Here is a 26349-nt window from a genome sequence, read left to right on the forward strand (position 1 = left end):
TTGTAACGTAAGTTTTTGTGTTCCGCTATTTCCTGACTTACCTCACATATTGAATCGGGTCTTTCTTACCTGCTTCCTCAAACCCCTTCAATCTTAATCGACAGCTGTCACATTCACCACAAGCGACTTCCTCACCAATGTAACACGAAGTTGTTAATTCATACGGAACATTCAACCTGACGCCCTCTTCGATTGTTTCTTTTTTCGTAAGGTGCATTAGTGGTGCCTCAATTTGAAAATTCTCACCTGTCGTCCCAGCTTTTGTTGCGAGATTGACAGTTTCACTCATGCTTTTAATGAATTCAGGCCGGCAGTCCGGATAGCCACTGTAATCAACTGCAGACACACCAATATAAATCGCCTCTGCACCAATGACTTCTGCATAAGCACTTGCCAACGCTAAGAAAATCATGTTTCTTGCAGGAACGTAGGTTGAAGGGATTTCGTCTTCATCGCCATCCTTCCTAACCTCTATCGATTCATCTGTTAATGCACTGCCCCCAATTTGCTGTAAAAAACTGACGTTGACAATGCGGTGGTCGGGCGCATGATAATGGCCTGCAACTTTTTTTGCCTGTTCGACCTCGCGATTATGTCTTTGACCGTAATGGAATGTAATGGGATAAAGTGAGTAGCCCTTTTCCTTTGCTATCCCCATACAGGTCGTGCTATCTAGGCCACCACTTAATACGACTACTGCTTTTTTCACTGCTAAACCCCCCTTTTGTTTGGATCCCATATGATTTTATGCATTTGCAGACTTAATTTCACTTCCGGAAGAGGCTCAGCTAGTATCTTTTCTACAAGCTTGTCCGGGGGCATTGTTTCCCAAACTGGGCTGTATAAAACTTGCCCCAGCTTATGATGATTATTGACGACAGAGGTTGCGATTTCAAAGTCTTCATCGCTGCCAATTACAAACTTGATTTCGTCTTGTGGTTGAAGCAAATCAAAGTTCGAATAGATCATCCGCTCCATCTCTCCTGAATCCGGAAGTTTATAATCCATGATAAATCGAGCTTTCTTTCTGACTTCTTTATATGCATTGCGTAACTTTTCAAAAGGTTTTAAATCAATGGCACCATTTGTTTCGATGTGAATGTCCTGGATGTGATCAAGGTCACACATCGCCAAAAGTAAAGCGGCCGATTTTTCACGATGGATTAGCGGCTCACCACCGGTAAAACAAATTCGTCGGCTTGAAAATTCCTTTATACGTTCAATGATTTCTTCGATTGTTGCTTCAAACTCATGTTTCGAAGGTGCATAGCTATAATCCGTGTCACACCAGGAACATCTGAGGTTACAATGGAACACCCGGACAAAAACAGTCGGAAAACCAGCCATGTTCCCTTCACCTTCAACGGTTTCGAAAATTTCGACCATCGGAAGCTTCCATTCGTAATATTCAGTTTGATCAGGTATCGTCCACTCTCTACTCATTTTCCATCCACTCTCGTTTTAAAATTGCATAGCTTGTCGGTGTTTCAAAAAGCTTTAATTCTTCCAAGCGTGTTCCTTTTGCTTTATATCCGTTTGTATTTAAATGCTCATCCAGTTGTTCCCAAATCCAGACGACCATATTTTCTGCGGTCGTATTCATGTTTGGAAGAACCTCATTCAGATAACGGTGATCCAAGCGGGAATCGATTTCTTTTTTAAACATTTCTTTGATGGCTCCGAAGTCAACGGTTATTCCGATCTCATTTACATAGCCGCTAATGGAAATGACGAGCTTATACGTATGTCCGTGCAAGCTTTTACATTTTCCTTCATAGCAGTGAAGGTGATGAGCAGCATCAAACGTAAACTCCTTTACAACAGCGACACGCTTGTTGTGATATTTCAGCTCATTCCGTTGGATATCCCGGTCAATCTGTTCCACACGTTTCGGTATTTGAAAGTCCATAATTGACCTCCTCCTTCATTTTAAAAATCGAATTTGTATCGTTCACGAAAAAAAGAACTGACCTCTATTTACAGACAGCCGTTTCCTCCATGTCACTTGCTGCACATCGATCTATACCGATATGCATACTAGTAGAGCAAACAGACTCTCTGAAGAGCCAGTTCTTGAATAAATAAGCTTAATTTAATTATTCATGCTCCCTAGTTTTGTTTTTCGAGGGGTGGGAATTTCGAACCCTCAATAAAATATTCTGTTATAATAATTAAGAAAACTTGGATCAGCCAAGCATAGCGTCGGCTGATCCTTAGTTGCACTTATACTTAGGACTTAAACTTTTCTACAACGTCGATTTACCTTTATTGCTGAAAAGTTATACTTCCTAACGTGTAAAGAGTTGTTCAAAAGTAACCAAAGTATAAACGACAAATCCAGATTTGTCGACTTTTTGAAGCTAAGCCTATGTTCGATAACCCTCTGAAAGGAGTTTTCTGTTTGAAGACGTCAACTTTACTTGGTACTGCAATCGGTTTTATCGCAGGTGTTTTCATTACAAAGCAAGTGTCTGAACGATCGGTTTCACCCGAGCTTGCATTGAAAAAAGTTAAACAGAAGTTTCCAGAAAAGATAGACGGCTCCTGGATATATACAACCAAGGAAACCATCGCTCTGAATGAACTTGATTATAACGTGTATAAAGGTGGATTAACATGCCTTGACCAACACTATGAATTTACCGTAGATGCTGAAACTGGCGCGATTCTCGAACTGAGCCCCTCTAACTGAACCGAAAAGCGAAAACACCTTATTAACTTTCTTTACGTGCAATGAAAGAAGAGGTTGACCGATGACAGTGTAAGGCACCTCCAAGCTAATCGGAGGGTGAACCTGACCGTACCTTAGTCAACCCCTTCTTATTTCACATTTATATCGTATTGTTACCCTTAGTTAAATGTATGATGTTGGTTGTATAGGTTATTTTTAATTGTAAAGCGAGTTATAGAATAAACTTGGTTCCCCCATACAAACACGAAATAAGCAGGAACGATGAGCAACAATGAATGAAGGAATAGGATCCAGCCAAGATTCATTTTTTTACCTAAATGCTCGAATTGATCTTTATAGGCACTCAACGATTTATCATTTAGTGCTGCAATTTCTGTAGAAGTCATCATAACTCCATCTGTTGCATTGAAATATACAGTTTCCTTGCGATCAAACGTGAAAATATTATCACGTACAGTTTGGAAATCTGCTAGAGCTGCATAGATTGTAATCTCTTTCGACTCTTTCCCTTCCTCAGCTGGTGTTTCCACTACGAATTTCTGAAAAGTATCGGAATTCAAATCCAATGTGTCACTCTTATAATCATAATATTCCTCTTTAAGGAACTCCTTAGTCGCTTTCTCCATACCTTCAGGCGCTTCAGCAGCATAAACATTCGCCGCTCCTGTAAATAGTAATGTAAGAACCATGATAATGGCTGTAAGTTGTTTTTTCATTTCGGTATACCCTCCCTGACATATATAAGTAATCCTCTATGAGCCAATTAATATATTACACTATTATTACTGTCAAAATCTATGGTAATTGTAACAGGTTTTCATAAATTATGTGACGTTTTTTATCATCCAGTTTCTTACATGTTGTTTATTCGTGTCTTCGTCAATTAACGTTGCCGCTTCACCGAATCCGTAATCTCACCATTACTATTAAACTTAACAGCTCGATAGATGGCATCGTGATAAAAGGTGAACCATGCCCCGTCCGAGATCGCTTTGCTTATCCATTTTTGCTTTTGGGCGATCGAAGTCATCGGATAATCGTCATAGGCAAGTACCCACAGTGCATTCAAGTGGGCATGAGTCGGCATCAAATCTGCCATATGAACATAGGATTCATTTTCTTGAGTAAACTGTAAAATTGAATGGCCGTCACTATGTCCGCCAGTATGCACCATCTTCAAACCCGGAAGAACCTCAACCTCTTCTTTAAACGTTTGAATTTGTGACTCGATTCCTTTCCAATTCATCTCCCAATAAGTATTTTTGGAGCGAATGTTCGGATTTCGCATCTCATTCCATTCCGTTTCGGAAGTATAAATGATTGCATTTTTAAATGTTGAACCGAACTTATCCCCATTAGGCTTGGTCAAACCACAAGCATGATCGAAATGGAGATGTGTCATCAATACGATATCGATGTCATCCGTTGTAAGGTCTAGTTTTTCCAATTCCTTATCAATACTGGACTGTTCTGTTATGCCGTAATTTCTGATTTGTTTTTCATTAAATTTATCGTTTCCGATACCGGATTCGATCAATATGTTTTTCCCCTCATACTGAAAGAATATCGGATCTGATCGTAACTCGATTTGGTTCTTTTCATTGTGCGGGTACTTATTCTCCCAAAGGGGCTTTGGCACAACCCCAAACATTGCGCCTCCATCCATATGGGTTACTCCGCCATTTAACCAGTGCAGTTTGTTATCACCAATTTGAAGCGTTTCCATGCTTGACCACTCCTTGTTTTGTTCTCTTTTATCCCATTGTAGCATATGGATTGATATTTCTGAGAGTGGTTCGTTTACATCATTTGTTTCTGAATACCGCTTCACAACGATAGATACGATTACCTAGTGCAGAAAACTTTTCTTCATACTCTGTCATGACATTTCCCTCAAAATCACTATTGTGTAGATCAAGGCTGACATTATTGATCAGCATGCCGTATTTTGAAAAGCTATATAGGGAATATTCGAATAAGGATTGATTATCCGTTTTCAAATGAACTTCACCGTTCGGGATTACAATTTCTTCATAGGCTTTTAAAAACGTTGCATAGGTCAACCGCCGCTTGTCATGTCGGTTTTTGGGCCACGGATCGGAAAAGTTCAGATAAACTCTATGAACCTCGTTTTTCTTAAAATAGTCCCTCAGGTTTACCGCATTCACATTCATAAGGTGAACATTACTTAATTCCGTATCGCTTACTCTATCAATAGCCGAAACAATGATACTTTTTTGACGCTCAATGCCTATAAAATTGATATCAGGATTACGTTGTGCCATTCCACAAATAAACTGTCCCTTCCCTGTGCCAACTTCAATATGAATCGGATTATCGTTTCCGAAAACCTCTCTCCATTTTCCTTGCCACTTTTCAGGGTCGGCGACGACAATATTTGAATGGTGATCTATTTTTTCTTGTGCCCATGGCTTGTTTCTAAGTCTCATCTAATACTACCCTTTCTCTACGATTGTTTTTGCCTTTGTCATTTTACCATGATTTGATGAACTTGTTACAACGTCTTATTTTTACCAGCATTTTGACACGTAATTGTTAAAATCATCCACCTATCCCTTGAATAAGAGAGTATATGAGCGTATAATCGAGCATTTATTCATATAAGTGTTCTAAAGTACATTGACGTAATGTCATGCTCTTACATTACATTAAATACCGTTTCACTCCATTAGGGTCGTAAACGCTTTCAAGGGTATGATTGTATTTGGTTAAGAATTGTCTTTATTAATGTGAGTTCAAAAAGTAAAAGAATATAATGCTTTTTGAACATCCTCATAAAAAATTAGGAGTGAATTTAACAAAACCATGATCTTACTAAAAAAAGCTGCATCAAAGACAGCAGAAATTTCCGTACTGACTGTATTTAGCGGAATATTCGCTGGATATGCACTTGTTGTTTATCCAATTGAACGAATTGCACTTAAGCAAAGTAAACGTACACAAAAGACAAAAATCAAATACGCATCTCAATTTTAATAGATTGAATATAGAATTTTTGCTGCAAAAAAATGGGATTGACTTTCAATGAGGTCATCCCATTTTTTGTTTAAACTGTTGATTTGAAATGTTCGTTTGGGGAAAATAGAAGAAGATAAAGGAAGGTGAATGATAATGGACAATTTTTTGATCTTTTGGGCTCCTCCACTTGTTCTTTTGATTGGAATCGCCATTCTTTTTACCTGGGGTGCCAAAAAATAACTGTATAAAGCAATGGTATTGACACATCCTAATGACAAAAGTGTCGGAAGGGGAATACGTTAATGCCATTACAAACAAAGGATCAGCTTACTCTGCTTGCAGATATATTAAGAACCCACCAACTCGATCAATGTGGTTCTCAGTCAGAATGCCAGCAGTTAGAACGACTTACAAATTCATTACTGCAAAATCCAAGTACTCCCCCCGAATTGAGAGAAACGTTGTCATCCATACATACATACAGTCAGCAAGGCAACCAAGCTGGATCAATTAATGGGCATATACAAGGTCATCAGGGTCACTTGATGCAATGGATGACGACATTAAATTCTTAAAAGAGGAATGACCTGCTTAACTGATTCTAGCTTGAAATAATAAAAATCACCAAAACAATTAAAAATGAGCAAGCTTCACCTCAATAAACACTCGCACATGTTCCAGCTGCTGGTTCATAAAAACAATGATTTTTAAATTGACCAGAAAAAGGTTGACCGAACCATGTCTGAGGACATGGACCGTATGGATTAAAATACCAAAGACCATACTTCGCTGGGTGTTGCCTCCAATAATCCAAATTCTTTCTTGCTAATCTTTTCTCAACAGATCTCGCCCTGTTATAAAATACATTACCCTTTTGAACAGCTTCAAAAGAATAGTTTCCTCCTTGCACTTGATAGATGACTTCTCGGATTGTTCTTACATTTGCAAAATCTAAACAATCCGCTACGCCACGATTAACAATTATATTTCCGACATACAACATTCCTTGTTTCCCTTCACCTTCGGCTTCCGCTCTCATCATCCTAGCCATTAAGTCAACGTCCGCACTTGTATATTTTACTCTTGGCATTTTTTTCACCTCAAAAGTATTGTATGAAAAGAGCCTATTTTAATTTCATTATTTATGTAAAGAAAGAGCGATCTATTAAAAAACTCCCTTACCTTTTAAAATTTTTTTTCATAACTTGAACCCGGTCTTGAATAAAAGAATAAATGAGTCCAGCCAATTGATATTCATTTATTGCCCCCTCGCATATTGAACAAGAGAGACATCAGGAGCTGATATATCTAAGGATTTTGCAGCCAATATCAGGATAAACTGAGCGATAATAACAACTCACTACTCTAACACCATTTTATTAAATGATCGGACCAATAAAATACCCGACAAAGCAGTAAGTAGTATCTGAATTTCAGCCATTTTGAACATTTCGATGTAAAATGGATTTGCTACCCCAAACCAAATGCTCCAGTATAACCTTGGAATAAAGCATACAATCGCTAAGAAAATTGCAGGAATAAACAGCCAATTTACTTTTATATTGCCTTGCATAATATTTCTTAAGGCGTTCCATTCAATCAAAATTCCAAATAAAAATGCCCACAAACTCATTTTTAAAAGAGGAACTTGCGGTTGATACATTTTATCTAGCGCTTTTTGTAGTTCCCAAAAAGTATTAGTCATTAAATAAAGCAACACTAATATTCCTACGACAATAAATATGTAAAAGAATGTCTTTTTGTTGATAATACCACTCCTTAACTATAATATAATTACATTTTAACAAATCATTTCCCCAGTTCGTGGATAAACCCTCTTCTTCAACATAACTGCGCAATAGTTAGATATTAAACAAAAAAAGAGGCTTAGCCCTTCTTAATCTGTACCCCTTGTAAAGGACAATTTTAAAAAAGGCTAGGCTGCGTTAAGAAGATGATCTCTGTATTGAACGGGGGTCATCTTTTTCATATTCCATTGGTATCTATAGGAGTTGTAGTATTTAATGGCAGTTTTTACTTCCCGTTTAAGATCTTTCAGTGTTTTACAGGATTTTATTTCAGCTAAATCTTTGAAATGACCAAAAAAGGATTCCTGTGGGGCGTTGTCCCAACAATTCCCCCTTCTGGACATGGACTGGCCCAGTCGATGTTTCTTCACCAACTTTTGATATACAGGGCTGGTATAATGACTCCCTTGATCAGAATGGATGTAGGCTCCTTTAGCCAGTTTAACCTTCCTATTCTTCTTTAACTTCTTAAGCGTGTCCATAGCGATGTCGAGCGTAATTCGATCCGAAACATTATGGGCCAATACTTCATTGGTAGAGGCATCTATAATGGTTGATAAATAAGCCCTTTCCCCTTTCCCGAAGTAGAGATATGTGATGTCTGTAAGCAGCACCTTATAAGGTACTTCCTGTTTGAACTCTCTGTTAAGCTGGTTCGAAACGACTTTGTGCTCCTGGGTGGCTTTCATAATACGCTTGTAAGGATTCGCTCTCCGGATAGGACATACAATGCCATACTTGTTCATGACTCTCCCGATTCTTTTAAGGTTATAGACAATATTAAATTGACCTGCCAGTATCATTTTAATTTGGCGGGCTCCTTTTTTACGGTTCTTAAAGTGAAAGGCTTTGAGAATAACATCCCGGACAACTTCATCCTTTTTCTCTTTTTCCCTTCTTCGCTTTACTTGTTTCGCTGAAAAATAGTTATAGTAGCCTTGACGAGATACGCCTGCAGATTTACAAAGGTAAGTGATCATGTTTTTTAACTTATATTTCTCAATGATGTATCGAATGAGGACGAACTTCTGATCAGCTGATAAGATCAGTTCTTTTTCTTTAGCCCCCTTTCGGCGAACTTTATCTTTTTTAGCAATTCGTTCTCTGCTTTCAATAAATTATTTTCCGCCTCTAACCTTGCATATTTTTCTTCATTGGAAAGTTCTCTTTTCCTTGGTCTTCCTGATTGTCCTCTTCTTGCATCCTGAAGTCCCAGTGCTCCATTTTTACGATAGGCTTTCCCCCACCTTTCAGCAGAACATTTAATACGTCTAGTTCCAATAATCTCTGTATCAAACCCGTACTCTTCAAAAATCTCTCTAGAGAATTTCCCACGTTCCTTTTGAACAATAAACAGCTGCTTGAATTCATCAGTATAGGTGATGGCTTTTGAAGTAACGGACTTAACATAAGGATTTTTTGATAATAGTTCGATCTCTTTTTTTGTGAAGCATTTTTTACTCATGTGTGTTCTCCCATCCCATTTTTCACTCTAATTGTACACAAAAAGACCCTGCAGAGTAGACCTTTTTTTAATGTGTCTACTCTACAGGGTACAGTTTATCTTAGACAACGCTTCCTTTTCTCGAATATGTGAAAGTCTAAATTCATAACCACAGTTTATATTTCACACCCTGCGAATCAGCATGTGAATTTTAAGGCTTTTTTGGAAAACTGCATAACAGTATAAAACGCAAGAGACTTCGATTTGCGAAATCTCTTGCGTATAAATGTGCGAATTATTTAAGAACCGCTTGACCTGAGGCAGCCCTCTTGTGTGTTCAATGATAGATGTACTGATCCAAATGGGATAGATAATCCACCCAATAATCAGCCTGTTCAATTTGACCGCGATCCATGTGCCAGAAAACAGAATCAATCGTCTGGGCAACAATGTACCAATGCATTCGAACTTGAAGAGGCTTTGTCAATTGAATTCCATAGGAGTGGAGCCATTGTTCCCATTCATGATTCGGGATATACCAGTATAGCAGCATCGCAAGATCAAGAGCGGGATCTGCAATGACAGCCCCATCCCAATCAATCAAAAACAAGTGTTCTTCATCATTCAAAAGCCAATTGTTATGGTTTACATCACCATGACAGACAACATAATTATCGGTATGAACGTTTTGGACATTTGTATTTAAAAAGTGCAAAAATGGTTGTATTTCATTTCGGAACTTATCGTTCTTATCTAGTTTATCTTCAAGTTTAGTTACAACTTCAGCAGGTGTCACCGGATGTTTGCCCAACCGATGCATCATTGAAACGAGCTCCTGTGAACGGTGGATTTTGGATAGTAATTTGGCAACCAAATCCCTACTCATTTCGGCAGCCTTCAATTCACGGCCATCCAACCAGTGTTGTGCGGTGATCACATCGCCATTTTCCAAGCGTTTTGTCCATAGGAGTTTTGGGACTATGCCCTCTGCCGATAAAACAGCAAGGAAAGGTGAAGAATTCCGTTTAAGGAAAATCTTTTCTTCTCCAAATTGAGCGATATACGCTTCACCGGTTGCGCCGCCTGCAGGCTTGACCTGCCAGCCGCTTCCAAGAATATGTTTCAATGTGTTCACCTTCGTTTTCGTCATTCTACCTGTAAAGGGAGGTACAAAAAGAATCAAATGCTGACAAATGTTAATCTGTCTGAACTTATTGCCCCACACTTATAGTATCGACATGATGTAATAAATGCTAAGATGTTTTAGAAAAACAGTACAGATACAATATTTTAACACAGAACCCGATAAATTCGTAGCATAACTCTACGATTATTCAAAATAGGAAAACCCTAGATGATAATTGATCGACTTTGTTTAACCTCAATGTTGACAGGACTTTGACCAATGACCTCTCCATCGGCATGCACAGTGACCGGCCCCATTGTTGATAGTTCAATTTCTTTTCCGGTAAACATCTCAACTTCCTTCAGCTTTGTATGTATTCCGAAAAACACGGTCCCAAATAAGAAAAACAACTTCGAACGGGACAAATTATGTACAATACAAATATTCAGTATCCCATCATTAGGCTTCGCACCGGGGCTGATTTTCATCCCTCCACCGAAGTGCTCAATATTCGTAGTTGTTGCAAACCATACCTCTTCAAATCGGTATTCTCGTCCATCGATTGTAAGGTCCAGGTGAAACGGCTTGTAGGTCATCGCAACTTTTAGAAGCATATAAACATAGGCAAGAGTGCCGAGTCCGAATTTGTTGAATAATCCTTTCGACTTTGATTGATTCGTTTGCTTTGTCACTTCTCCATCAAAGCCTACACCTAGAGAACTGGCGAAATAGCCAGGCTTATGCTTGCGTTTTTCAAGTCGGTACTCGCCAAGGTCATAACGCTTTACGCGAATAGGACGATAGGACAATATTCGATTTAACGCTTTTATTGGCGATTTCGGGATATGATATCCTCTTGCAAAGTCATTTCCAGAGCCTGCTGATATGAACCCTACAGGTACTCGATCATGGTGAACGAGACCGTTGATCACTTCATGGACGGTACCATCTCCTCCGATTGCAATGATCCCTTTCAAATGGTCCTGATGCATGTGTGCCATTTGCTTCGCAAGATCTTCTGCATGACCAGGTCGTTCCGTCAGGAAACTTCGAAAATGAACGTTTTTCCGTTGCAGTTCACGCTTAATCTTTTTCCAAACCTTTGTCCCCCGGCCATTCCCCGCACAAGGATTGATGATGAAAATCAGAAGTTTCTTCATTTTTGTCGGCCACTCTCTTTTCGGTAATCTTTAACCTTTTTCAACAAAATGCACCGTATTTCCTCTATTACTGTATTGAATTTTTATCCTGGAAAACAACTGTCTGATTCAGGCCACATTTCATTGTTGTTTCGTAAAAAATGGCGAATTGACACCAGTGCATTAATCCGACGGTGATGAAAACCACTGCTCTGAATCTGAATCCCACTCAGGACGATGGTACGCTGTAACGATACAATGGTCGAGCATTGCTTTCGCTGCTTTTAGCTGAGTGAATTTTATCGGGCTAGGCTGTCGTTTAAGCCTCGAATGCCATTCCTCGAATGTCCGTCGATCAACGATTTTTATGTACGATGGGACTGAATCGTTGTCTACAAAGCCCTTTTTTGCAACAAGTGTATAATTGATCTTCATGTTTAATTGATCGTGATCGATAACCGTATCTATAAAATAGTTCATTCTTTGGATTGCTGGTACAGGACTAATCAATTGATTTGTATGCTTAGAGCCCTCCACCCTCCAAAAACGTTCGTTCAACCCTGAAACGATACTGTCTCTTTCAAGATCAAGAAAAACGAGACAGTGAATGGAGTCAGGACCGATTAAGATAACTTCAAGTTGTGTGGCTGCTTGTTTTAATTGAACGACCGGTTTATACAAAACAAGGTAGTTATCGGGCAGCTCCGTTAATAGGAACTTCAAATAAGGGTCGGATTGGTTACTCTGTGTCAGAGGTGACTTTTCTCGCAATGTTGAACTCGCCCATTTTAATTGAAATTGATAGAGTTCTCTTTTATACTTTTCTTTTAGTTCTTCAAAATCAGGAAGGCTGTCCATATCATGAATATCCTCGATAAACGGTTTCGACTCGCCAACCTTTTTTTGCCACCACTTTTTCTCTTTCACAGTTTCCTCAGGTTCATTTTGAACTGAAGCTTCATCAGCTCTTCGGTTTTGCCAATTTGTTTTGACCCGTTTCCAGCGATCTCTTTTTAACCGTATGTATTGGCCCGTATAACGAAAGACATCGGACTCATATCTCGATACACAGTCCTCTAATTTAAGTAGTTGTGCCATAGTTTCCTCCAATCTTGAAACAAGCCAAAAAAATAATAGTTAGCTAGTCATTTAATCCTGCAATCCGATAAAACTTCCTGGTCGGTTACGTAAAATGATTTGAACACAGGTCTCTATGACATAAATTCCTTATCAAAGAAGAACTTGAATACCGATTCGTAAATGAACCGCCATTAGTGTTCTTCCTGATCTAGTCTGAATCGGTGCCATGGAACGTACATCGGTTGCTGCTGTGGATGAATCTCATAAAGGATTATTTCATCCACCTTCCAGTCGAGTGATTCAAGGTAATCAGGAGTTGGTAATTCTTTTAGCGATACAGATTGTCCTGCTGCCCCATTCCACCGTTTCCCGATTGTAATATGTGGTCGATACGATCTGTTTTCAATACGAAAGCCTGCAGTACTGCACGCTGCCTCTACATCCCCTTGAAGCGATGAAAGCGGCTCAGATGGATTTACACCAAGCCAAAAAACACTCGGGGTCAACGGATTTCCGAAAACACCTATATCATTCAGCACTAGATGAAAAGGGTTATGAAACAGCATCTTTTTCTCGAGTTCAGCTTTCAGTCCATTCAATTGATTTTCTGATGAATCGCCTAGGAAAGAAAGTGTAATATGGTAGTCCCTTGTCCCCGTCCACTTTTTCAGGGGAAGAACCGATTTTGCTTGTGTAGAGAATGCGGCGATTTGCTGTTGGATCCGTTCTGGTAATGGTACTGCCAAAAATGTATGTCGTCCCATCGCAACCTCCATACTTAGTTTGTTCTTAGTTTACCAAAAAGAGCGAATGTCTTGTACGCTTTCTACTAATAATGTAAAAAGATATATGACTAAGACGGGAAAATAGAGAGGAATACTAGGATTTGATATACTTAGAACGATGATTTAAGATACCGAATTTAAGGAAGTGTATAAAGTGAAAGTCGTTAATAACATAGCTGAACTAATTGGAGATACACCATTTGTAAAATTGAATCGTTTACCAGATCCGGACGGCGCTGATGTATATTTGAAGCTAGAGTCTTTTAATCCGAGTGGAAGCATTAAAGACCGTGCAGCGTTCAATATGCTGACGGAGGCAGAAAAACAAGGAAGATTAAAGGCGGGCTCGACGATTATCGAACCGACATCCGGCAACACAGGAATCGGATTGGCGATGAATGCAGCAGCCAAAGGGTACAAAGCGATGATCGTCATGCCGGATACGATGACAAAGGAACGGATTAATCTTTTAAAAGCATATGGAGCCGAAGTCGTATTGACTCCAGGAGATGAAAAGATGCCCGGTGCGATCGCAAAGGCAAAGGAGCTCGTCAACGAGATCCCGAACAGCTTTATGCCCATGCAGTTCGAAAACCCAGCGAATCCTGATGCCCATCGGAATACGACAGCAATCGAGATCTTGGAAGCAGCAAAAGAAATCGGTAAGAATTTTAAAATGTTTGTCTCACCAGCGGGTACGGGTGGCACGATCACCGGAACTGGAGAAACGTTGAAAAAACATATGCCAAAACTTCATATCAAGGTAGTTGAACCACAAGGATCCCCTGTATTGTCCGGTGGAAAGCCTGGTAAGCATAAACTCGTCGGTACAAGCCCAGGGTTCATCCCGTCGATTCTCAACCAAGATGTGTATGATGAAATCCAACAAATTACCGATGTGGAAGCATACGATACAACACACAAGCTTGCACGAGAAGAAGGAATCCTTGTCGGACCATCCTCTGGTGCAGCAGTGTACGCTGCAATACAAGCGGCAAAAGATCTGACACCTGATGATGTGGTCATCTCAATGACGTGTGATTCAGGAGAACGCTACCTTTCAAGCGACCTGTTTGATTTTGAAGTAAAATAGAGTGACTGCTAAACCTCCTGGAATGGGAGGTTTTTTCTTTTTTTCACGTAAAGAAGTATAATAATACTTTCTTTAGTACAAGTGCAAGGGCCTTTAGGTCATCCTTTAGGGCTAAGGTTCAGCCTGCGCCGAGGCTTGGCTTTACCAAGTTTTCTTTGAAAAGAATTGTAAGAAAGTGATACATAATTGCGACTACCTATTAGAGGGGGGATCACTGGAATGGATACGGAGAGGTCTAAGTTACTCAATCAATGCTTAGAAAATTATTACGATGACATATTGAACTTCATGTATTTAAGGCTGAACAACCACCAAGATGCAGAGGATATGACGCAAACCGTTTTTCTGCAAATAATGAAGGCAATTGAAAACTATCGAGGTGAATCCTCATTGCGGACATGGGTATTCCAAATTGCCCGAAACACCTTGGTTAATGAATATCGGCAAAAAAGCTCACTCAAGCGCTTATTTGATCGACTGAAACAACATGTACGCTTTCAAAGTAATGAACCATCCCCTCATAAAAATATTGAACTTTTCTCGTTACTGGACTCGCTCAACGAACGGGACTGCGAGTTGATTATTTTAAAACACTATTTCGGTTTCACTTATGGAGAGATATCGAAAATAACCGGATTAACCTCAAGCAATATCGGTGTAAGGCTAGCTCGGGCAATCCAACTTTTAAATCGTGATCAAAATGATGGAGGTGATCATATTGAACAAAAAAGCCGATAACCTCTTTGATGATTTTCAACCGTTGAAACGCAATGAAAAAGCATATAATCGATTGGAGCGGAAACTGAATAACCGGTCGAACTCCTTTTTTATAAAGCAGCCGATTATGAAGTTCAGTGCAGCAATCATCGTTTTGTTCGTTTTCATAGGATCTGTAACGATATTCTTTTCCGGTTTATCTTTCTCTCCTTTTACATCATCAAGTCCTGAGGATACCGAAATGGCTAAGGTTACCAAACGACATTATATATTTTCCGATGAAAGTGAACATTGGACGGCAAAGGTGATTTCGAACTCGATTCAATTGGTTTCTGAACAAAATAATACAGTCCAACTCGAAGGATCAAGTGAATCCAACCTTCATTTAACCTTTAAGGGTAAGGATGTAAAATCCATTTCTGGCTTTAGTTATAAGATTGAAGGACCCGGGTTTAGTTCTGAATTAAATGAATCTAATCCTTTTTATAACGGCAATACTCTTACTTCCCACCTTACGAATGATATTATTTATAAAAATGAGTCCATTAAGGTGAAAGTAACATGGAATGGAAACCAAGAATCACTCACATTAACTTATGACGATTCTTCATCCTCAGAATCCCAATACAAGAGAGCGTTGAACCTTTCGCCAGTAACAATGAAAACGTACGAGGAATCCTTTGCCAAATGGGATACCAATGGGTTTGTTGGAGATGAGGGGTTCCAAATCAGCACTGTTTCCTGGGATGAGAAGATGATCCTTTTCGATCACTTTGAACCGAGTCTGTTGGCAAAAGGCGGCAGCCTTACACAATCTGTTATTTTCACGTTTCCAGATCAAGAGCTTTTTCCGTATAAACTCCGAATCAAAGCCAAACATTCGGATGGACATGAAATGATGATTTGGAAAGGGGATGTTTCCACACAATACGCCAAACAATATAACGATCGTTTAGCGGTCCCGGCCGTCGTCAAGTTTGGTAAGGAAGGAAAATGGAAGCTAACGGCTTTTTATGAGGATGAGAAGCTTGGTACGGTTTCAATTGATGTACGGAAACAAAACGACCCTCCTGAATACAACATGTTGTTCCAAGACGATAATGTTTGGGGATACAATTTCGGAATACGTTCCTTAATTGAAAAAAGTAGCGTAACACCGAATGCCCCCGTCTTGGTCACTGGGAAAAACCATATGCAAAAGGTGGCGTGGTTGTTCAGAAATATTTCTGATGGTCCTGTCATCATTATTGGACAACACGAATCCGGAATAGAACACTTTGTCAGCACCTTTGATTCCTTGATGGCTGGCATACACGGTGCAGATTTCCACCATATTGATGGTCCGCGATTTGAAAAAGAAGGGACTTGGAATGTCAAAGCATTCGCAGATGGAGAGTACCTCGGCAAGATCACCTTCTTGGTAAGACATACCGAATAAAGTAAAAAACAGGGTGACCCGGGCGTCATCCTGTTTTTATTGTGCTAGCTTTATTTAAAAAGTAGAAATTTATGATTAGAAGAATCAATCCTACAAACGTCATGGTCCCGAAGAACAGGTACATAGCAAATAGCGAAAACGCTTCGTAAATCATTCCTCCGAAAAATGTACAGAACCAGCTTCCAAGTCCATTTCCAACTGAGCTGTATAAGGCAACAGCGGTCACCTTAATATCTTTCGGTGCAATCTCGCGAACATATTGAAGTGCAGCAGGGATAAAGAGTCCGATTGAAAGTCCTTGTGCAATCGTTGTGGCATATACAACAGCCAAGGAAGGTTCAGTAAAATAGAATAACCAACGAAGTGCCGATATCAATGTTGCAGTTATAAGAATTTTTTCGATACCCGCCTTCCGGATCCAATTCCCTGAAAACTTCATAAAAGGTGCTTCACTACCGGTTGCAAGCAAAAAGGCGATCCCCACACCAATAAGTGTCCCCCCTAGCTCCTGAATGTAAAGCCCAAAATAAAAATTGTTCGAAAGGATCGGTCCGAACACGGAAAATGTCGTGAACAAGAACAAAACAAACTTCGGCATCCGAAACAGCTTGGAAATTCCTGTTCTTAGATCGACTTGGATGGTGTTGTTTTCTTTTGGCATTGAAAGTACAAAGAGCATACATAAAATAAGTACACCAGCAAAGCAGTAAAAAATTATTTTTAATCCCGTTGTTTCAGCAAGAGTTCCCATTACAAAAACTGCCAATGCAAATCCCACCGCTCCCCACAAGCGGAAGTTACCGTAATCTTTTTTCGTCGCCGTAACATAATTCAATGTAATACTGTCTGATACTGGGATGATTGCACTTTGGAAAACTGCAAGTAAAATCGAGAATATGATAAATGCTATGTACGAATCAGAAAATGAATACGGAATTGCAAGTAATCCTGTTAGGCACAATGCTAAAAGCAGCACACCTCTAGGCTTCCTTGTATAATCACAAATTACTCCCCAAATCGGTTGGGCGATAATCATGACAACTGGACTGACAGACAAGATTGCTCCAATCTGTGTCCCAGATAAATGAATTTCCTGCTTTAAGTATACACTCAACAATGGATATAGCGTTCCCATTCCGAAAAAGAAGAACAAATAAAATAGACTGATATTTACAGAGGTCTTGTCTACGCTTCGATACATATGTGTGTGTCTCCTATCCCTCTTATACAATGATTCCATTGTCGATTGTACCCTACTTTCCAGAGTTTGCAAAAAGATTGACTTCCGATTTTACTCTGGTCCTTTCTTTGGTTGTTCATGAGGAGCGTTTTCCCTTTTTCCCGCTCCAAACCATCCGTATGAACCCGCCATAGCGAGCGCTTCCCCTTTTTTCCTCGCTCAACTGTCTTCATAAACCTTCCATGAAGACACTTTGTTCGATGTTTCGCCATTTTCTGTCCTCATAACGAGTGAGTTGGACAAAGATATAAAGAAAACTCGGCGATTGCCGAGCCTTCAGGCGAGAGCAGAGAGTAGTTGCGCTTATACTATAGAAAGCATTTTTATACTTTCTTAACGTGTAAAAAAGACAGAATCCACAAAATGAGGATCCTGACTTTAACTAAAACTTTATCTCGCTAATTCATAAATCGCTTCAGCATATATGGCTGCAGCTTTTAAAATATTGTCAACATCAACATATTCATCCTTTTGATGAGCTAACCCTTCTTCACCCGGGAACAATGCTCCGAATGCTACCCCAGCATCCAATGATCGAGCGTACGTGCCGCCACCGATTGAAATCAAATGGCCTTCTTCCCCAGTCTGTTTTTCATAGACACCCATCAGTATTTTGATCAAGTGATGCTCTTTCGGAACATGGTGAGGCGTCAGGTGTTCAATCTCATTCAATTGATAACCGTATTGCTCACCAGTCTTGATCAATTTTACATGTGTCGTTTTAAAGTCGTGTTTGACAGGATAGCGAAGGTTCAAACCAAACCTTCCGCCTTCCTTAACTGAATAACTCATGATTCCCGTATTTAAAGTAAGAGGCCCAGTAATATCATCCTCATCCTTGATTTCAAGTTTACGTCCCTCCGTGTCATCGGTTAAATAACCATTAGCAAGATCGATAAACTTCTGACCTTCTTGATCGAAGGAAAAACGGGATAAAAATCTCAATAAATAAAAACCTGCATTCTTCCCTTTCTCTGGATGACTGCCGTGAAAAGATAGACCCTCTAGATGCAATGTAATATGGTCATTTTCTACACTCACATCGCCATCCACCTGATGTTCTTCAAGAAAGCGTTCAAAATCAGCCGACAGTGTTTCCTGATTCATCTTCCCCACTAAAACTGCCTCAGCATGATCAGGCACCATATTCAACCGTCTCCCAGATTGAAAGGATAATAACTGTACATCCCCACCGTTTGATTCTGACGTACTGACCTGCTTCCATTCACAATCGAACAAGCCTTTTTCAGCATAAATGATTGGAAAGCTGGCATCCGGTGCAAACCCGACAGTCGGCATCTCCTCATGCTTGAAATAGTGCTTTACACATTGCCAATTACTCTCCTCATCCGTACCAATGATCATCCGTACCCGTTTGTTCAGCTTCAGTCCAAGCTCATTAATGATTTTCATGGCATAATATGCAGCCATCGTCGGCCCTTTATCATCAATCGCTCCGCGCGCAAAAATTTTACCGTCACGAAGTTCAGCGGCAAATGGATCCGAGCTCCAGCCATCTCCCTCAGGAACGACATCGATATGACAGAGGATCCCGACAAGTTCCTCACCTTCGCCAAATTCGAGATGAGCGGCATAACCTTCAAGATCTTTACTTTGGAATCCATCTGACCCGCCTTTTTCAAGTAGGTAATCCAGCGCTTTACGAATGCCTTCTCCAAACGGTGCGCCTTTCTTTGACGTATCCGGATCGAGGACACTTTTGATTTGTAAAAAAGACTGTAAATTTTGAATGAAATCTTCTCTTCGGTTTTCCACTTCTTGTTTCCAATTGACTTTCACCGAACTTCTCCTCCAGTCTAAGCCTTACTCTGTATCATTTCATAGCTTGTATGGTCACAAATAACGAATAACTGCGACTTAGAGGAAATTTCATCATCCATTCTACGGTTGATGTCCATTTTCTCCCCGTCTGCAATTAAGGTTGCTCCCTCTTTAAAGAGTTCATCAAACGCATCGCGATACGTTTTCCAGTGGGATCTTACTTTGATTTCATAAAGGTTATCCCCAATTCCACGGCTCATAAGCTGACTGTATATTTTTGAAATCCCTTTTGTGATCGCAGAACGAACGGCAAGGCGAGAGATCGTCTCGTGAGACAGAATAAATTCATCCACCTTCACATGGCGGAAATTTTTAATATGTGCCTCACTCATGATTTCAACAGTACTATGAATATCAGGAGACAACCTTTCAATTGACGTTACAATAAGTAGGGTTTTCCCATCTGTCAGTAACGGATCCTGAATCGTATCATCTGCAAAAAGCAAAACCGCCTTCGCCTTTGGCAAGTTGGCACGCATTAAAACATCCTCTTCAGCAGGGTCCCCCTGTATGTAATGGACACTCTCATGTAAAAACGGGGATTTCCCAAGTTGATCTATAATGACAATTTCCTGTTGAAAATCCACACCGTTCATAATTTCCTCAATTGCAAACCTCGCTTTTTGTGACCATCCAATGATAACGATATGTCCTTCTTGTTTATATGTCAAAAGCCCTTCCTCCTTCCGTCTCCTGAACATTCCAAAACCATCAATAACTTTCCCGATTGCAACCCCGATAAGACCGATTCCAATAATGTATAAGAAAATTGCATACAGCCTTCCACCAATCGAACTCGGATAAAAATCCCCGTACCCGACAGTGGTCACAGTAGTCATCACCCACCAGAATGCATCAAATGGCTTAGAAAAAGTCTCAGGCTCTATTGCCACCATGATATATGTACTGAATAAAATCAACAGGATGCTTGCAGCAAACAACACCCAAGTGTTCAACTTGATTACCTTGACCCATAACCTTTTAAGAACGTACACAATATTTCCCCCTTTCCGACTAAGAATAACACAAATTATGGTATTGACCTTTGAATTATTGACAGAATTATTATACAATATTTTTAACTAGGAGGTGGAGGTTTGAAGCAATCTTATTCTACTCGAAAACTCGATCTAGAGTGGAAAAGGAATATTACAAGGACAGACCTTACACAAATATTGATTACTTCTAGTCCGTCAACAGAATAACGATAGGGCAATGATTGTTGCTGATTCACCGTTTTTCCGGTGACTTAAAAGCATCTCTTGAAAAGATTGAATATTTAAACAAAGAGTGGATACAATTGTTATAACGATCGTTAAAAAGTAAGGAGTGGTTGTTTGAGTCCTTCGACTGAACGTATGTTGAACCGTGTGAAAGCGATCTATTTATTCATTAACGAAAAAGGGACGGTTACAACACAGCAGCTTGTCGACGAGTTTGGAACGACACAACGAACGATTCAGCGAGATTTAAACGTACTGACGTATAATAACTTAGTATCAAGTCCTGCCCGAGGGAAATGGGAAACAACCTCGAAAAAAGTCAAATTGGCTTAATTAGAAAAGTGCAAGCGCTCAGGGTAGCCGCAAGGTACTGGAAATGCACCAGGAGGCTACATCCGCCGCAGAGGGTCCGAAGTGATCTGAGGGGCTGGGCGCTTGAGCTAGACATTACATCGATGCTTAAATTCTAATATAAAACAAAAAGGGATCGTCCAAGCGTCGGGACAATCCCTTCTTTATTTTGATTTATTTGCTGGATTTTATTCAGTTTCAGTGCTGGCTACATCCTCACATTCTGAACATCTTCAACTAAGCGGTCTTTAAGATGGTTGGAAACGATGATTTCATCCACTGTCCAATCCATCGTGCCCTCGAGTGGCATGTATTTATTTTCCTCCGACATCATACGTGCCCAAAATCCTTCGGCTAGTGAAAGTCCTACAACTCTTTTAATATCCCAATCAATGACTATGTCTTTCACTTTACCAAGTGAATCTCCACTAGCGGTCTTCACTTTCCTATCAATCAATCCAGTTACCGCAATTGATTCAACCGGATCATGAAGCTGTTGATCGATACCAGTTATAAGCACTTTGTCGTTTAGAATCTCCTCAACATGGGAAAACGGGACATAGAAGATATCCTCCCTATAATCCTTTGTAAAGCTATCGTCACTTGTAACAGGCGGTGTATTCATAGCTGTTTGTCCACCAGTGCTGCCCACTACATTCATCATGGAAGGCTCAACACGCTGTTTCTCATTGCCTTCCGATGGTCTTTTCTCCACATATAAAATGTAATCCAATACGTAGGTGTCTTTTTCAAGAAGAATGTCCTCTACAGTGTGATCAGTTAAATCTCCACTATCCTTGTAACCTATCGTCTTATCTAAAAGATCTTTTCCTACAATTAGCATGAGACAACTCTCCTTTTCATTTGTTGCTATTGATTAATACCCGAACAAAACGAGAATCAAACAAATGAAGAAAACTCGGCGATTGCCGAGCATACAACCAAAGTGAAGATCATGGCTGTGGAGAGTCCTTTTCTAAGGTCTCAAGTTCTTTTTCCTGTAGATGACGATATTCACCCAGGGGAAGGTTGTCATCAAGAGGAAGCGATCCCATTTTGATCCGCTTTAAATAAACAACCCGTTTACCGACTGCTTCAAACATTCGTTTCACTTGATGATACTTTCCCTCTGTAATCGTCAGTTCAATTTCTGAAACTAGGCCAATTGATAGGATTTTCAGCTGTGCAGGTTTTGTTTCGTAACCATCATCCAATCTCACACCGTCAGAAAACGACTGCTGATCCGTTTCTGAAACTCGCCCTTCCACCTTTGCAAAATAGGTTTTGGGCACATGCCTTTTCGGTGATAACAGCCGATGAGCTAGCTGCCCGTCATTGGTCAGTAGTAACAGTCCTTCAGTATCCTTATCAAGGCGACCGACTGGAAACGGATCAAAAGCACGATCATCCTCTGCTAACAGGTCAAGCACAGTCCGATGAGATACATCTTCGGTTGCAGAAATGACACCGTCGGGTTTATTCATCATCAAATAAATATACTCCTTGAACGTCACTTTTTCACCGCCGACAACAATTAGATCGGTATCAGGATTTACGTGTAGCTTTGGATCCTTTGTTGTCAGCCCATTAACTGTGACCATTCCGTTTCTCAGAAGTTTTTTGACCTCTTTTCGACTACCGTAATTCATATTGGCTAGTAATTTATCTATTCGCAAATCGAAAACTCCTATCAATTGTAAAATAGTGGCTTATTCATATGAAAAAAGGGTATAATAAAAAAGATGCAACTAGTACGAAAGGAGGGGTACCATTGAAACAAAAGGTGGGTCTATTAGCTACAGGTCGCAAAAAGCTAGACCACTCGGAATCTGTACTTAAATTTTATACAAGTCCATTATTTCAAAAATCGGTTCAATATGCACAAAAACATTATGCTCGATTTTACTTTTATAATGCAAAAGATGGTCTTCTGTTACCAGATGATACATTAGAACCGTACGATCTATCTATTAAAACCTTTTCGATCATGGAGAAAAAGGTTTGGGCACGCAAAGTGATTGATACCTTCCAAAAATACGAATCTCCTGAGGATATCGTGGTCAGTTTGCATGGAGGCAAGGTATACCGGGATCATCTTGAACCCATACTCGAACAGAAAGGCTACCGATATGAAATCCCGATGAAAGGACTCGGTATCGGCCAACAGCTAGCTTGGTATGATGAAAAACTGAACAACTGAACAATTCATAGGTCTCATTTATCCATTTTAATGTAAAAAAAAAGAAGGCCTGAATTGACCTTCTATCCATTCGACCTCATTCTTTTTTTACGAAGGAAACGCTCGAGACGATCTCCGAAAATATGTTGTAGGAGCCCAGAAAAATGACTCATATACAGATAGACTCCCGCTCCTGCAATAACTCCGACAATTAACACTAAGCCTGAGAACCAGGAATTTCCATAATTCGCCCCAAACATGGACTCTATTCCCGATTTAACTCCCACCACTGCTAACGTCATCAATCCGATAAACATTCCGATTAAAATTGTTCGTTTAAAAACAGGCTTGAAGCTGTAATCGGTCTCTCTTTTTATAATGAAAAGATTGATTGAAATAGAAATTAGATATCCAAAATTGGTTGCAATGATTGCACCTGCAATTCCGAAAGAGGCAATCAGAATATAATTTAAGCTAAGCTTGACGAAAACACCTGCTAGTAAACTATAAACAGCAAACTTTTGTTGATTGATCCCTTGTAAAATCGCAGCTGATACTGAAAACAATGCAAACAAAATTGCTGTTGGTGCATACCAACTTAATACATATCCACCAGTCGCTACCTCCTCTGAAAATAAAAATGAGTAAGCAGGGACCGCCAACAAGGATAATCCCACACCTGCGGGAACAGTAAGAAATAGAACGATTTCAAACGTTTTCGTAACCTGATTGTGAAGGATATGCGTTTCTTTTTTCGTATAATAACTCGTAATCAACGGGATAACCGTCAGTGCTAAACCTGTTGATAAGGAAACAGGGATCATGATTAGCTTCTGTGAATACGTCGTCATTACTGCATAGAACGTTTCCGCTTCCGGTTGAGAATACGCTAAAGCGTTCATGAGCGCTTTATTGATTGTGAATGTGTCGATCACAGAATAAAGCGGTATTGCTAGTCCTACGGCAACGAACGGTATCGCATACCCAATCAATTCTTTATACATTTTAACCAGAGAAATTCGTTGACGTTTACTCGTTTTAACCAACTTGTCCAAATGCGGCTTACGCTTCTTCCAATACCAGATCAAAATGAAGAGGGATGCAAGTGCTGCGATGAAAGCCGCAAACGTTGCAAAGCCAACCGCCGTGCTTTCCTGTCCGCCAAAAACTTTTAATATAAGGGTAGCACTGATGAGAATAAATCCGATACGGACGATTTGCTCCACAACCTGTGACAAGGCTGTTGGACCCATTGATTGAAAGCCTTGGAAATAACCACGGATCAAGCTCATCGATGGAACGATGATGAGTGCAGTTGAAACAAGTCTGATCACCATCGTGACATCACTGATCGAGTTCCCCTTGCTACCTTCTTTTACAAGGAAACCAGCGATCCACTCTGCTGAAAAAAATAAACCGAGAAAGGCTATCAACCCGGTTAAAGACATTAATAACATACCTGTCCGAAGCAGCCTTCTCCCAGTTGCATAATCACCTAAAGCATTGTATTTGGAGACGAATTTCGAAACTGCAAGTGGTAATCCTAGCGTAGCTATACTTAAAATGACGGTATAGGGCTGATACGCATAACTATATAATGCACCTGCGGAGGTTCCGAAAAGCCGTTCTAAAGGAATTACAAAAATAAGTCCGAGAAATTTTGAAAAAAATGTAGCCGCTGTAAGGATCAGCGTACCACGAACCAGCTTTGACATAGATTGTACCTTCTCCCCAGTTTCCTAACATCTAATCTAATGTATTTTACCATAGTACCATAGCATTCGTTAAACGGTTTCTATTAAAGTGGACAGGATTTTGCCATACAGACGTTTTCTTTTTCCAGTTAAAAATGGTATCTTTCTGTTTAGTAAGAATAGGTGTGTTCAAAAAATCCAGAGCAAAAAAACGTCTTTTTAGATCTTGAAAAGCAGGTGTTCAAATGGAAAGCTACGATGTAATCATAATAGGCGGTGGTCCCTCAGGGCTGATGGCTGCAGTAGCCAGTGCGACAAACGGTTCTAAAGTTTTACTTGTTGATAAAGGAAACAAGCTAGGGAAAAAGCTAGCAATTTCCGGAGGGGGCCGATGTAATGTGACCAATCGACTGCCTATTGAAGAGATTATCAAGCATATACCAGGCAACGGGAAGTTTCTGTACAGTGCTTTTAACATCTTTAATAATGAGGATATCATCGGATTTTTTGAAGGCCTTGGAATCCAGTTGAAAGAAGAAGATCATGGCAGGATGTTCCCGACTTCTGACAAAGCTCAATCAGTCGTTGATGCCATGCTCAAAAAGATCCGAGAGCTCGGTGTCGAAATACGAAAGAATACAGCCGTCAAAAAAGTGATTTATGGCAACGATCAGGTAAAAGGAATCACATTGAACAGCGGCGAAACCATTCATTCCAAAGCTGTCATCATTGCGGTTGGCGGTAAATCGGTTCCTCATACTGGATCTACAGGGGACGGTTACTCATGGGCGAAGGCGGCCGGACATACAATTACCGATTTGTACCCTACCGAGGTTCCAATTACATCGAAGGAATCCTTTATCAAAGAAAAAACGTTACAAGGGTTGTCTTTACGGGATGTAGCACTAAGCGTGCTGAAACCGAATGGGAAACCAATCATAACTCACCGGATGGACATGATCTTTACTCATTTCGGAATATCAGGACCAGCAGTGTTAAGATGTAGTCAGTTCGTCGTAAAGGCTCTTAAGAAGAGCAAAGACAATTCCGTTTTGATGGAGATTGACTTGATGCCCGATAAAAACAAGGAACAAATTTTTCAAGAAGCGGTCAGGATTTTAAAAGATGAACCGAAGAAAGCGATCAAGAATGCATTGAAGGGCTGGATTCCTGAACGATATTTGCATTTTTTATTGCAACAGGCCGGAATCGACTTGAATACAGTTTACGACCAGTTATCTCATCGTCTTTTACGTGATTTTTCAGGACTTATTAAAGAGTTCCGATTCAATGTCAACGGAACACTGCCGATTGAAAAAGCATTTGTAACAGGAGGAGGCGTATCGACAAAAGAAATTGAGCCGAAAACGATGCGGTCGAAAATTATGAATGGCCTATATTTTTGCGGGGAAATTTTAGACATACACGGCTATACAGGAGGCTATAACATTACGTGTGCCTTTGTAACAGGCCACCTTGCCGGAACAAATGCAGCAGGTGAATAACCAGAGGAGGAGAA

General features: G+C 40.1%; 29 protein-coding genes. 9 read left to right on the plus strand and 20 right to left on the minus strand.

Going from position 1 to position 26349, the window contains the following annotated elements:
* Positions 1 to 37 precede the first annotated feature (37 nt).
* From queC to queD, 3 genes are read right to left on the minus strand one after another with little or no spacing between them, the layout of a single operon-like run.
* A complete protein-coding gene (gene queC, locus MOJ78_RS15545) occupies positions 38 to 709 on the minus strand; it encodes a 7-cyano-7-deazaguanine synthase QueC (protein WP_304978244.1) in 672 nt (223 codons plus the stop codon).
* A gap of 2 nt (positions 710 to 711) precedes the next feature.
* Positions 712 to 1443, minus strand: coding sequence for a 7-carboxy-7-deazaguanine synthase QueE (locus MOJ78_RS15550; protein ID WP_304978245.1), 732 nt, complete (start codon positions 1441 to 1443; stop codon positions 712 to 714).
* Entirely contained in the window at positions 1436 to 1909 is a 474-nt protein-coding gene (queD, locus tag MOJ78_RS15555; RefSeq protein WP_304978246.1) for a 6-carboxytetrahydropterin synthase QueD, read from the minus strand. Before queD ends, MOJ78_RS15550 begins: the two co-directional genes overlap by 8 nt.
* 492 nt (positions 1910 to 2401) lie before the next feature.
* On the opposite strand from queD, the gene MOJ78_RS15560 reads away from it, so the two are divergent.
* The gene (locus MOJ78_RS15560) at positions 2402 to 2692 is read left to right on the plus strand and encodes a PepSY domain-containing protein (RefSeq protein WP_304978247.1); all 291 of its coding nucleotides are present in this window, start codon (positions 2402 to 2404) and stop codon (positions 2690 to 2692) included.
* 158 nt (positions 2693 to 2850) lie between these two features.
* Here the strand turns inward: MOJ78_RS15560 and MOJ78_RS15565 are convergent, their stop codons facing one another.
* The 3 genes from MOJ78_RS15565 to trmB form a co-directional block, all read right to left on the minus strand.
* Positions 2851 to 3408 carry a hypothetical protein gene (locus MOJ78_RS15565; protein WP_304978248.1) on the minus strand — a complete coding sequence of 186 codons (558 nt, stop codon included), beginning with the start codon at positions 3406 to 3408 and terminating at the stop codon, positions 2851 to 2853.
* Positions 3409 to 3575: 167 nt separating this feature from the next.
* The gene (locus tag MOJ78_RS15570) at positions 3576 to 4418 is read right to left on the minus strand and encodes a YtnP family quorum-quenching lactonase (RefSeq protein WP_304978249.1); all 843 of its coding nucleotides are present in this window, start codon (positions 4416 to 4418) and stop codon (positions 3576 to 3578) included.
* Between the two features lie 79 nt (positions 4419 to 4497).
* Positions 4498 to 5142, minus strand: a complete 645-nt coding sequence (trmB, locus tag MOJ78_RS15575; protein ID WP_304978250.1) for a tRNA (guanosine(46)-N7)-methyltransferase TrmB — start codon at positions 5140 to 5142, stop codon at positions 4498 to 4500.
* Positions 5143 to 5518: 376 nt separating this feature from the next.
* On the opposite strand from trmB, the gene MOJ78_RS15580 reads away from it, so the two are divergent.
* Both MOJ78_RS15580 and MOJ78_RS15585 read left to right on the plus strand, forming a co-directional pair.
* On the plus strand, positions 5519 to 5689 hold the full coding sequence (locus MOJ78_RS15580) for a hypothetical protein (protein WP_304978251.1): 171 nt from the start codon (positions 5519 to 5521) through the stop codon (positions 5687 to 5689).
* 284 nt (positions 5690 to 5973) lie between these two features.
* Positions 5974 to 6246: a YtzH-like family protein gene (locus tag MOJ78_RS15585; RefSeq protein WP_304978252.1), complete on the plus strand. Its 273-nt coding sequence runs from the start codon at positions 5974 to 5976 to the stop codon at positions 6244 to 6246.
* A gap of 80 nt (positions 6247 to 6326) precedes the next feature.
* Here MOJ78_RS15585 and MOJ78_RS15590 read toward each other — a convergent pair whose 3' ends face one another.
* The 7 genes from MOJ78_RS15590 to thpR all read right to left on the minus strand — a co-directional run bounded on the left by MOJ78_RS15590 (position 6327) and on the right by thpR (position 13032).
* Positions 6327 to 6761 (minus strand): cell wall hydrolase, encoded by a 435-nt coding sequence (locus tag MOJ78_RS15590; RefSeq protein WP_304978253.1) that lies wholly within the window; start codon positions 6759 to 6761, stop codon positions 6327 to 6329.
* Positions 6762 to 7031: 270 nt separating this feature from the next.
* Positions 7032 to 7388 (minus strand): hypothetical protein, encoded by a 357-nt coding sequence (locus MOJ78_RS15595; RefSeq protein WP_304978254.1) that lies wholly within the window; start codon positions 7386 to 7388, stop codon positions 7032 to 7034.
* Between the two features lie 219 nt (positions 7389 to 7607).
* A protein-coding gene (locus MOJ78_RS15600) for an IS3 family transposase (RefSeq protein ID WP_370529725.1) occupies positions 7608 to 8944 on the minus strand; the annotation gives its coding sequence in 2 pieces (ribosomal slippage) (positions 7608 to 8533 and positions 8533 to 8944; 1338 coding nt in all).
* Positions 8945 to 9260: 316 nt separating this feature from the next.
* Complete coding sequence (locus MOJ78_RS15605; protein ID WP_304978256.1) at positions 9261 to 10049, minus strand: phosphotransferase family protein; 789 nt, start codon at positions 10047 to 10049, stop codon at positions 9261 to 9263.
* 224 nt (positions 10050 to 10273) lie between these two features.
* A complete protein-coding gene (locus MOJ78_RS15610) occupies positions 10274 to 11209 on the minus strand; it encodes a diacylglycerol/lipid kinase family protein (protein WP_304978257.1) in 936 nt (311 codons plus the stop codon).
* A 162-nt stretch (positions 11210 to 11371) separates the two neighbouring features.
* A complete protein-coding gene (locus tag MOJ78_RS15615; RefSeq protein ID WP_304978258.1) occupies positions 11372 to 12286 on the minus strand; it encodes a hypothetical protein in 915 nt (304 codons plus the stop codon).
* Positions 12287 to 12459: 173 nt separating this feature from the next.
* A complete protein-coding gene (thpR, locus tag MOJ78_RS15620; RefSeq protein ID WP_304978259.1) occupies positions 12460 to 13032 on the minus strand; it encodes an RNA 2',3'-cyclic phosphodiesterase in 573 nt (190 codons plus the stop codon).
* Positions 13033 to 13207: 175 nt separating this feature from the next.
* On the opposite strand from thpR, the gene cysK reads away from it, so the two are divergent.
* The 3 genes from cysK (at position 13208) to MOJ78_RS15635 (ending at position 16301) form a co-directional block, all read left to right on the plus strand.
* A complete protein-coding gene (gene cysK / locus MOJ78_RS15625; protein ID WP_304978260.1) occupies positions 13208 to 14146 on the plus strand; it encodes a cysteine synthase A in 939 nt (312 codons plus the stop codon).
* 219 nt (positions 14147 to 14365) lie between these two features.
* A complete protein-coding gene (locus MOJ78_RS15630) occupies positions 14366 to 14884 on the plus strand; it encodes an RNA polymerase sigma factor (RefSeq protein ID WP_304978261.1) in 519 nt (172 codons plus the stop codon).
* Complete coding sequence (locus MOJ78_RS15635; RefSeq protein ID WP_304978262.1) at positions 14865 to 16301, plus strand: hypothetical protein; 1437 nt, start codon at positions 14865 to 14867, stop codon at positions 16299 to 16301. Before MOJ78_RS15630 ends, MOJ78_RS15635 begins: the two co-directional genes overlap by 20 nt.
* A 25-nt stretch (positions 16302 to 16326) precedes the next feature.
* On the opposite strand, the gene MOJ78_RS15640 is transcribed toward MOJ78_RS15635, so the two are convergent.
* The 4 genes from MOJ78_RS15640 to MOJ78_RS15655 all read right to left on the minus strand — a co-directional run bounded on the left by MOJ78_RS15640 (position 16327) and on the right by MOJ78_RS15655 (position 20378).
* Entirely contained in the window at positions 16327 to 17502 is a 1176-nt protein-coding gene (locus MOJ78_RS15640) for an MFS transporter (RefSeq protein ID WP_304978263.1), read from the minus strand.
* The gene (locus MOJ78_RS15645) at positions 17487 to 17753 is read right to left on the minus strand and encodes a hypothetical protein (protein WP_304978264.1); all 267 of its coding nucleotides are present in this window, start codon (positions 17751 to 17753) and stop codon (positions 17487 to 17489) included. The genes MOJ78_RS15640 and MOJ78_RS15645 overlap by 16 nt, the downstream gene beginning before the upstream one ends.
* 178 nt (positions 17754 to 17931) lie before the next feature.
* Positions 17932 to 19341 carry a dipeptidase PepV gene (gene pepV, locus MOJ78_RS15650; RefSeq protein WP_304978265.1) on the minus strand — a complete coding sequence of 470 codons (1410 nt, stop codon included), beginning with the start codon at positions 19339 to 19341 and terminating at the stop codon, positions 17932 to 17934.
* A 17-nt stretch (positions 19342 to 19358) separates the two neighbouring features.
* Positions 19359 to 20378: an ion channel gene (locus MOJ78_RS15655; RefSeq protein WP_304978266.1), complete on the minus strand. Its 1020-nt coding sequence runs from the start codon at positions 20376 to 20378 to the stop codon at positions 19359 to 19361.
* A gap of 342 nt (positions 20379 to 20720) precedes the next feature.
* Here MOJ78_RS15655 and MOJ78_RS15660 point away from each other — a divergent pair, with 342 nt between their 5' ends.
* Positions 20721 to 20939 carry a DeoR family transcriptional regulator gene (locus MOJ78_RS15660; protein ID WP_304978267.1) on the plus strand — a complete coding sequence of 73 codons (219 nt, stop codon included), beginning with the start codon at positions 20721 to 20723 and terminating at the stop codon, positions 20937 to 20939.
* A gap of 226 nt (positions 20940 to 21165) precedes the next feature.
* Here the strand turns inward: MOJ78_RS15660 and MOJ78_RS15665 are convergent, their stop codons facing one another.
* Both MOJ78_RS15665 and MOJ78_RS15670 read right to left on the minus strand, forming a co-directional pair.
* The gene (locus tag MOJ78_RS15665; RefSeq protein ID WP_304978268.1) at positions 21166 to 21801 is read right to left on the minus strand and encodes a PRC-barrel domain-containing protein; all 636 of its coding nucleotides are present in this window, start codon (positions 21799 to 21801) and stop codon (positions 21166 to 21168) included.
* Positions 21802 to 21910: 109 nt separating this feature from the next.
* Positions 21911 to 22633 carry a pseudouridine synthase gene (locus MOJ78_RS15670; RefSeq protein WP_304978269.1) on the minus strand — a complete coding sequence of 241 codons (723 nt, stop codon included), beginning with the start codon at positions 22631 to 22633 and terminating at the stop codon, positions 21911 to 21913.
* A 95-nt stretch (positions 22634 to 22728) separates the two neighbouring features.
* On the opposite strand from MOJ78_RS15670, the gene MOJ78_RS15675 reads away from it, so the two are divergent.
* On the plus strand, positions 22729 to 23157 hold the full coding sequence (locus MOJ78_RS15675) for a DUF6884 domain-containing protein (protein WP_304978270.1): 429 nt from the start codon (positions 22729 to 22731) through the stop codon (positions 23155 to 23157).
* Positions 23158 to 23219: 62 nt separating this feature from the next.
* Here MOJ78_RS15675 and MOJ78_RS15680 read toward each other — a convergent pair whose 3' ends face one another.
* The gene (locus MOJ78_RS15680) at positions 23220 to 24851 is read right to left on the minus strand and encodes a putative polysaccharide biosynthesis protein (protein WP_304978271.1); all 1632 of its coding nucleotides are present in this window, start codon (positions 24849 to 24851) and stop codon (positions 23220 to 23222) included.
* 224 nt (positions 24852 to 25075) lie between these two features.
* Here MOJ78_RS15680 and MOJ78_RS15685 point away from each other — a divergent pair, with 224 nt between their 5' ends.
* Positions 25076 to 26335: a BaiN/RdsA family NAD(P)/FAD-dependent oxidoreductase gene (locus tag MOJ78_RS15685; RefSeq protein ID WP_304978272.1), complete on the plus strand. Its 1260-nt coding sequence runs from the start codon at positions 25076 to 25078 to the stop codon at positions 26333 to 26335.
* Positions 26336 to 26349 lie beyond the last annotated feature (14 nt).

It is taken from the genome of Alkalihalobacillus sp. AL-G (genome assembly GCF_030643805.1).
In the GTDB taxonomy this organism is placed as follows: domain Bacteria; phylum Bacillota; class Bacilli; order Bacillales; family Fictibacillaceae; genus Pseudalkalibacillus.

Coding starts and splice junctions, on each gene's coding strand:
- MOJ78_RS15550 (WP_304978245.1), bottom strand. CDS start 1,443: ATGAGTAGAGAGTGGACGATACCTGATCAAACTGAATATTACGAATGG.
- MOJ78_RS15570 (WP_304978249.1), bottom strand. CDS start 4,418: ATGGAAACGCTTCAAATTGGTGATAACAAACTGCACTGGTTAAATGGC.
- queD (WP_304978246.1), bottom strand. CDS start 1,909: ATGGACTTTCAAATACCGAAACGTGTGGAACAGATTGACCGGGATATC.
- MOJ78_RS15640 (WP_304978263.1), bottom strand. CDS start 17,502: ATGTATCGAAGCGTAGACAAGACCTCTGTAAATATCAGTCTATTTTAT.
- MOJ78_RS15585 (WP_304978252.1), top strand. CDS start 5,974: ATGCCATTACAAACAAAGGATCAGCTTACTCTGCTTGCAGATATATTA.
- MOJ78_RS15685 (WP_304978272.1), top strand. CDS start 25,076: ATGGAAAGCTACGATGTAATCATAATAGGCGGTGGTCCCTCAGGGCTG.
- trmB (WP_304978250.1), bottom strand. CDS start 5,142: ATGAGACTTAGAAACAAGCCATGGGCACAAGAAAAAATAGATCACCAT.
- MOJ78_RS15610 (WP_304978257.1), bottom strand. CDS start 11,209: ATGAAGAAACTTCTGATTTTCATCATCAATCCTTGTGCGGGGAATGGC.
- MOJ78_RS15680 (WP_304978271.1), bottom strand. CDS start 24,851: ATGTCAAAGCTGGTTCGTGGTACGCTGATCCTTACAGCGGCTACATTT.
- MOJ78_RS15630 (WP_304978261.1), top strand. CDS start 14,366: ATGGATACGGAGAGGTCTAAGTTACTCAATCAATGCTTAGAAAATTAT.
- MOJ78_RS15645 (WP_304978264.1), bottom strand. CDS start 17,753: ATGGCGAAACATCGAACAAAGTGTCTTCATGGAAGGTTTATGAAGACA.
- MOJ78_RS15590 (WP_304978253.1), bottom strand. CDS start 6,761: ATGCCAAGAGTAAAATATACAAGTGCGGACGTTGACTTAATGGCTAGG.
- thpR (WP_304978259.1), bottom strand. CDS start 13,032: ATGGGACGACATACATTTTTGGCAGTACCATTACCAGAACGGATCCAA.
- MOJ78_RS15665 (WP_304978268.1), bottom strand. CDS start 21,801: ATGCTAATTGTAGGAAAAGATCTTTTAGATAAGACGATAGGTTACAAG.
- MOJ78_RS15580 (WP_304978251.1), top strand. CDS start 5,519: ATGATCTTACTAAAAAAAGCTGCATCAAAGACAGCAGAAATTTCCGTA.
- MOJ78_RS15615 (WP_304978258.1), bottom strand. CDS start 12,286: ATGGCACAACTACTTAAATTAGAGGACTGTGTATCGAGATATGAGTCC.
- MOJ78_RS15565 (WP_304978248.1), bottom strand. CDS start 3,408: ATGAAAAAACAACTTACAGCCATTATCATGGTTCTTACATTACTATTT.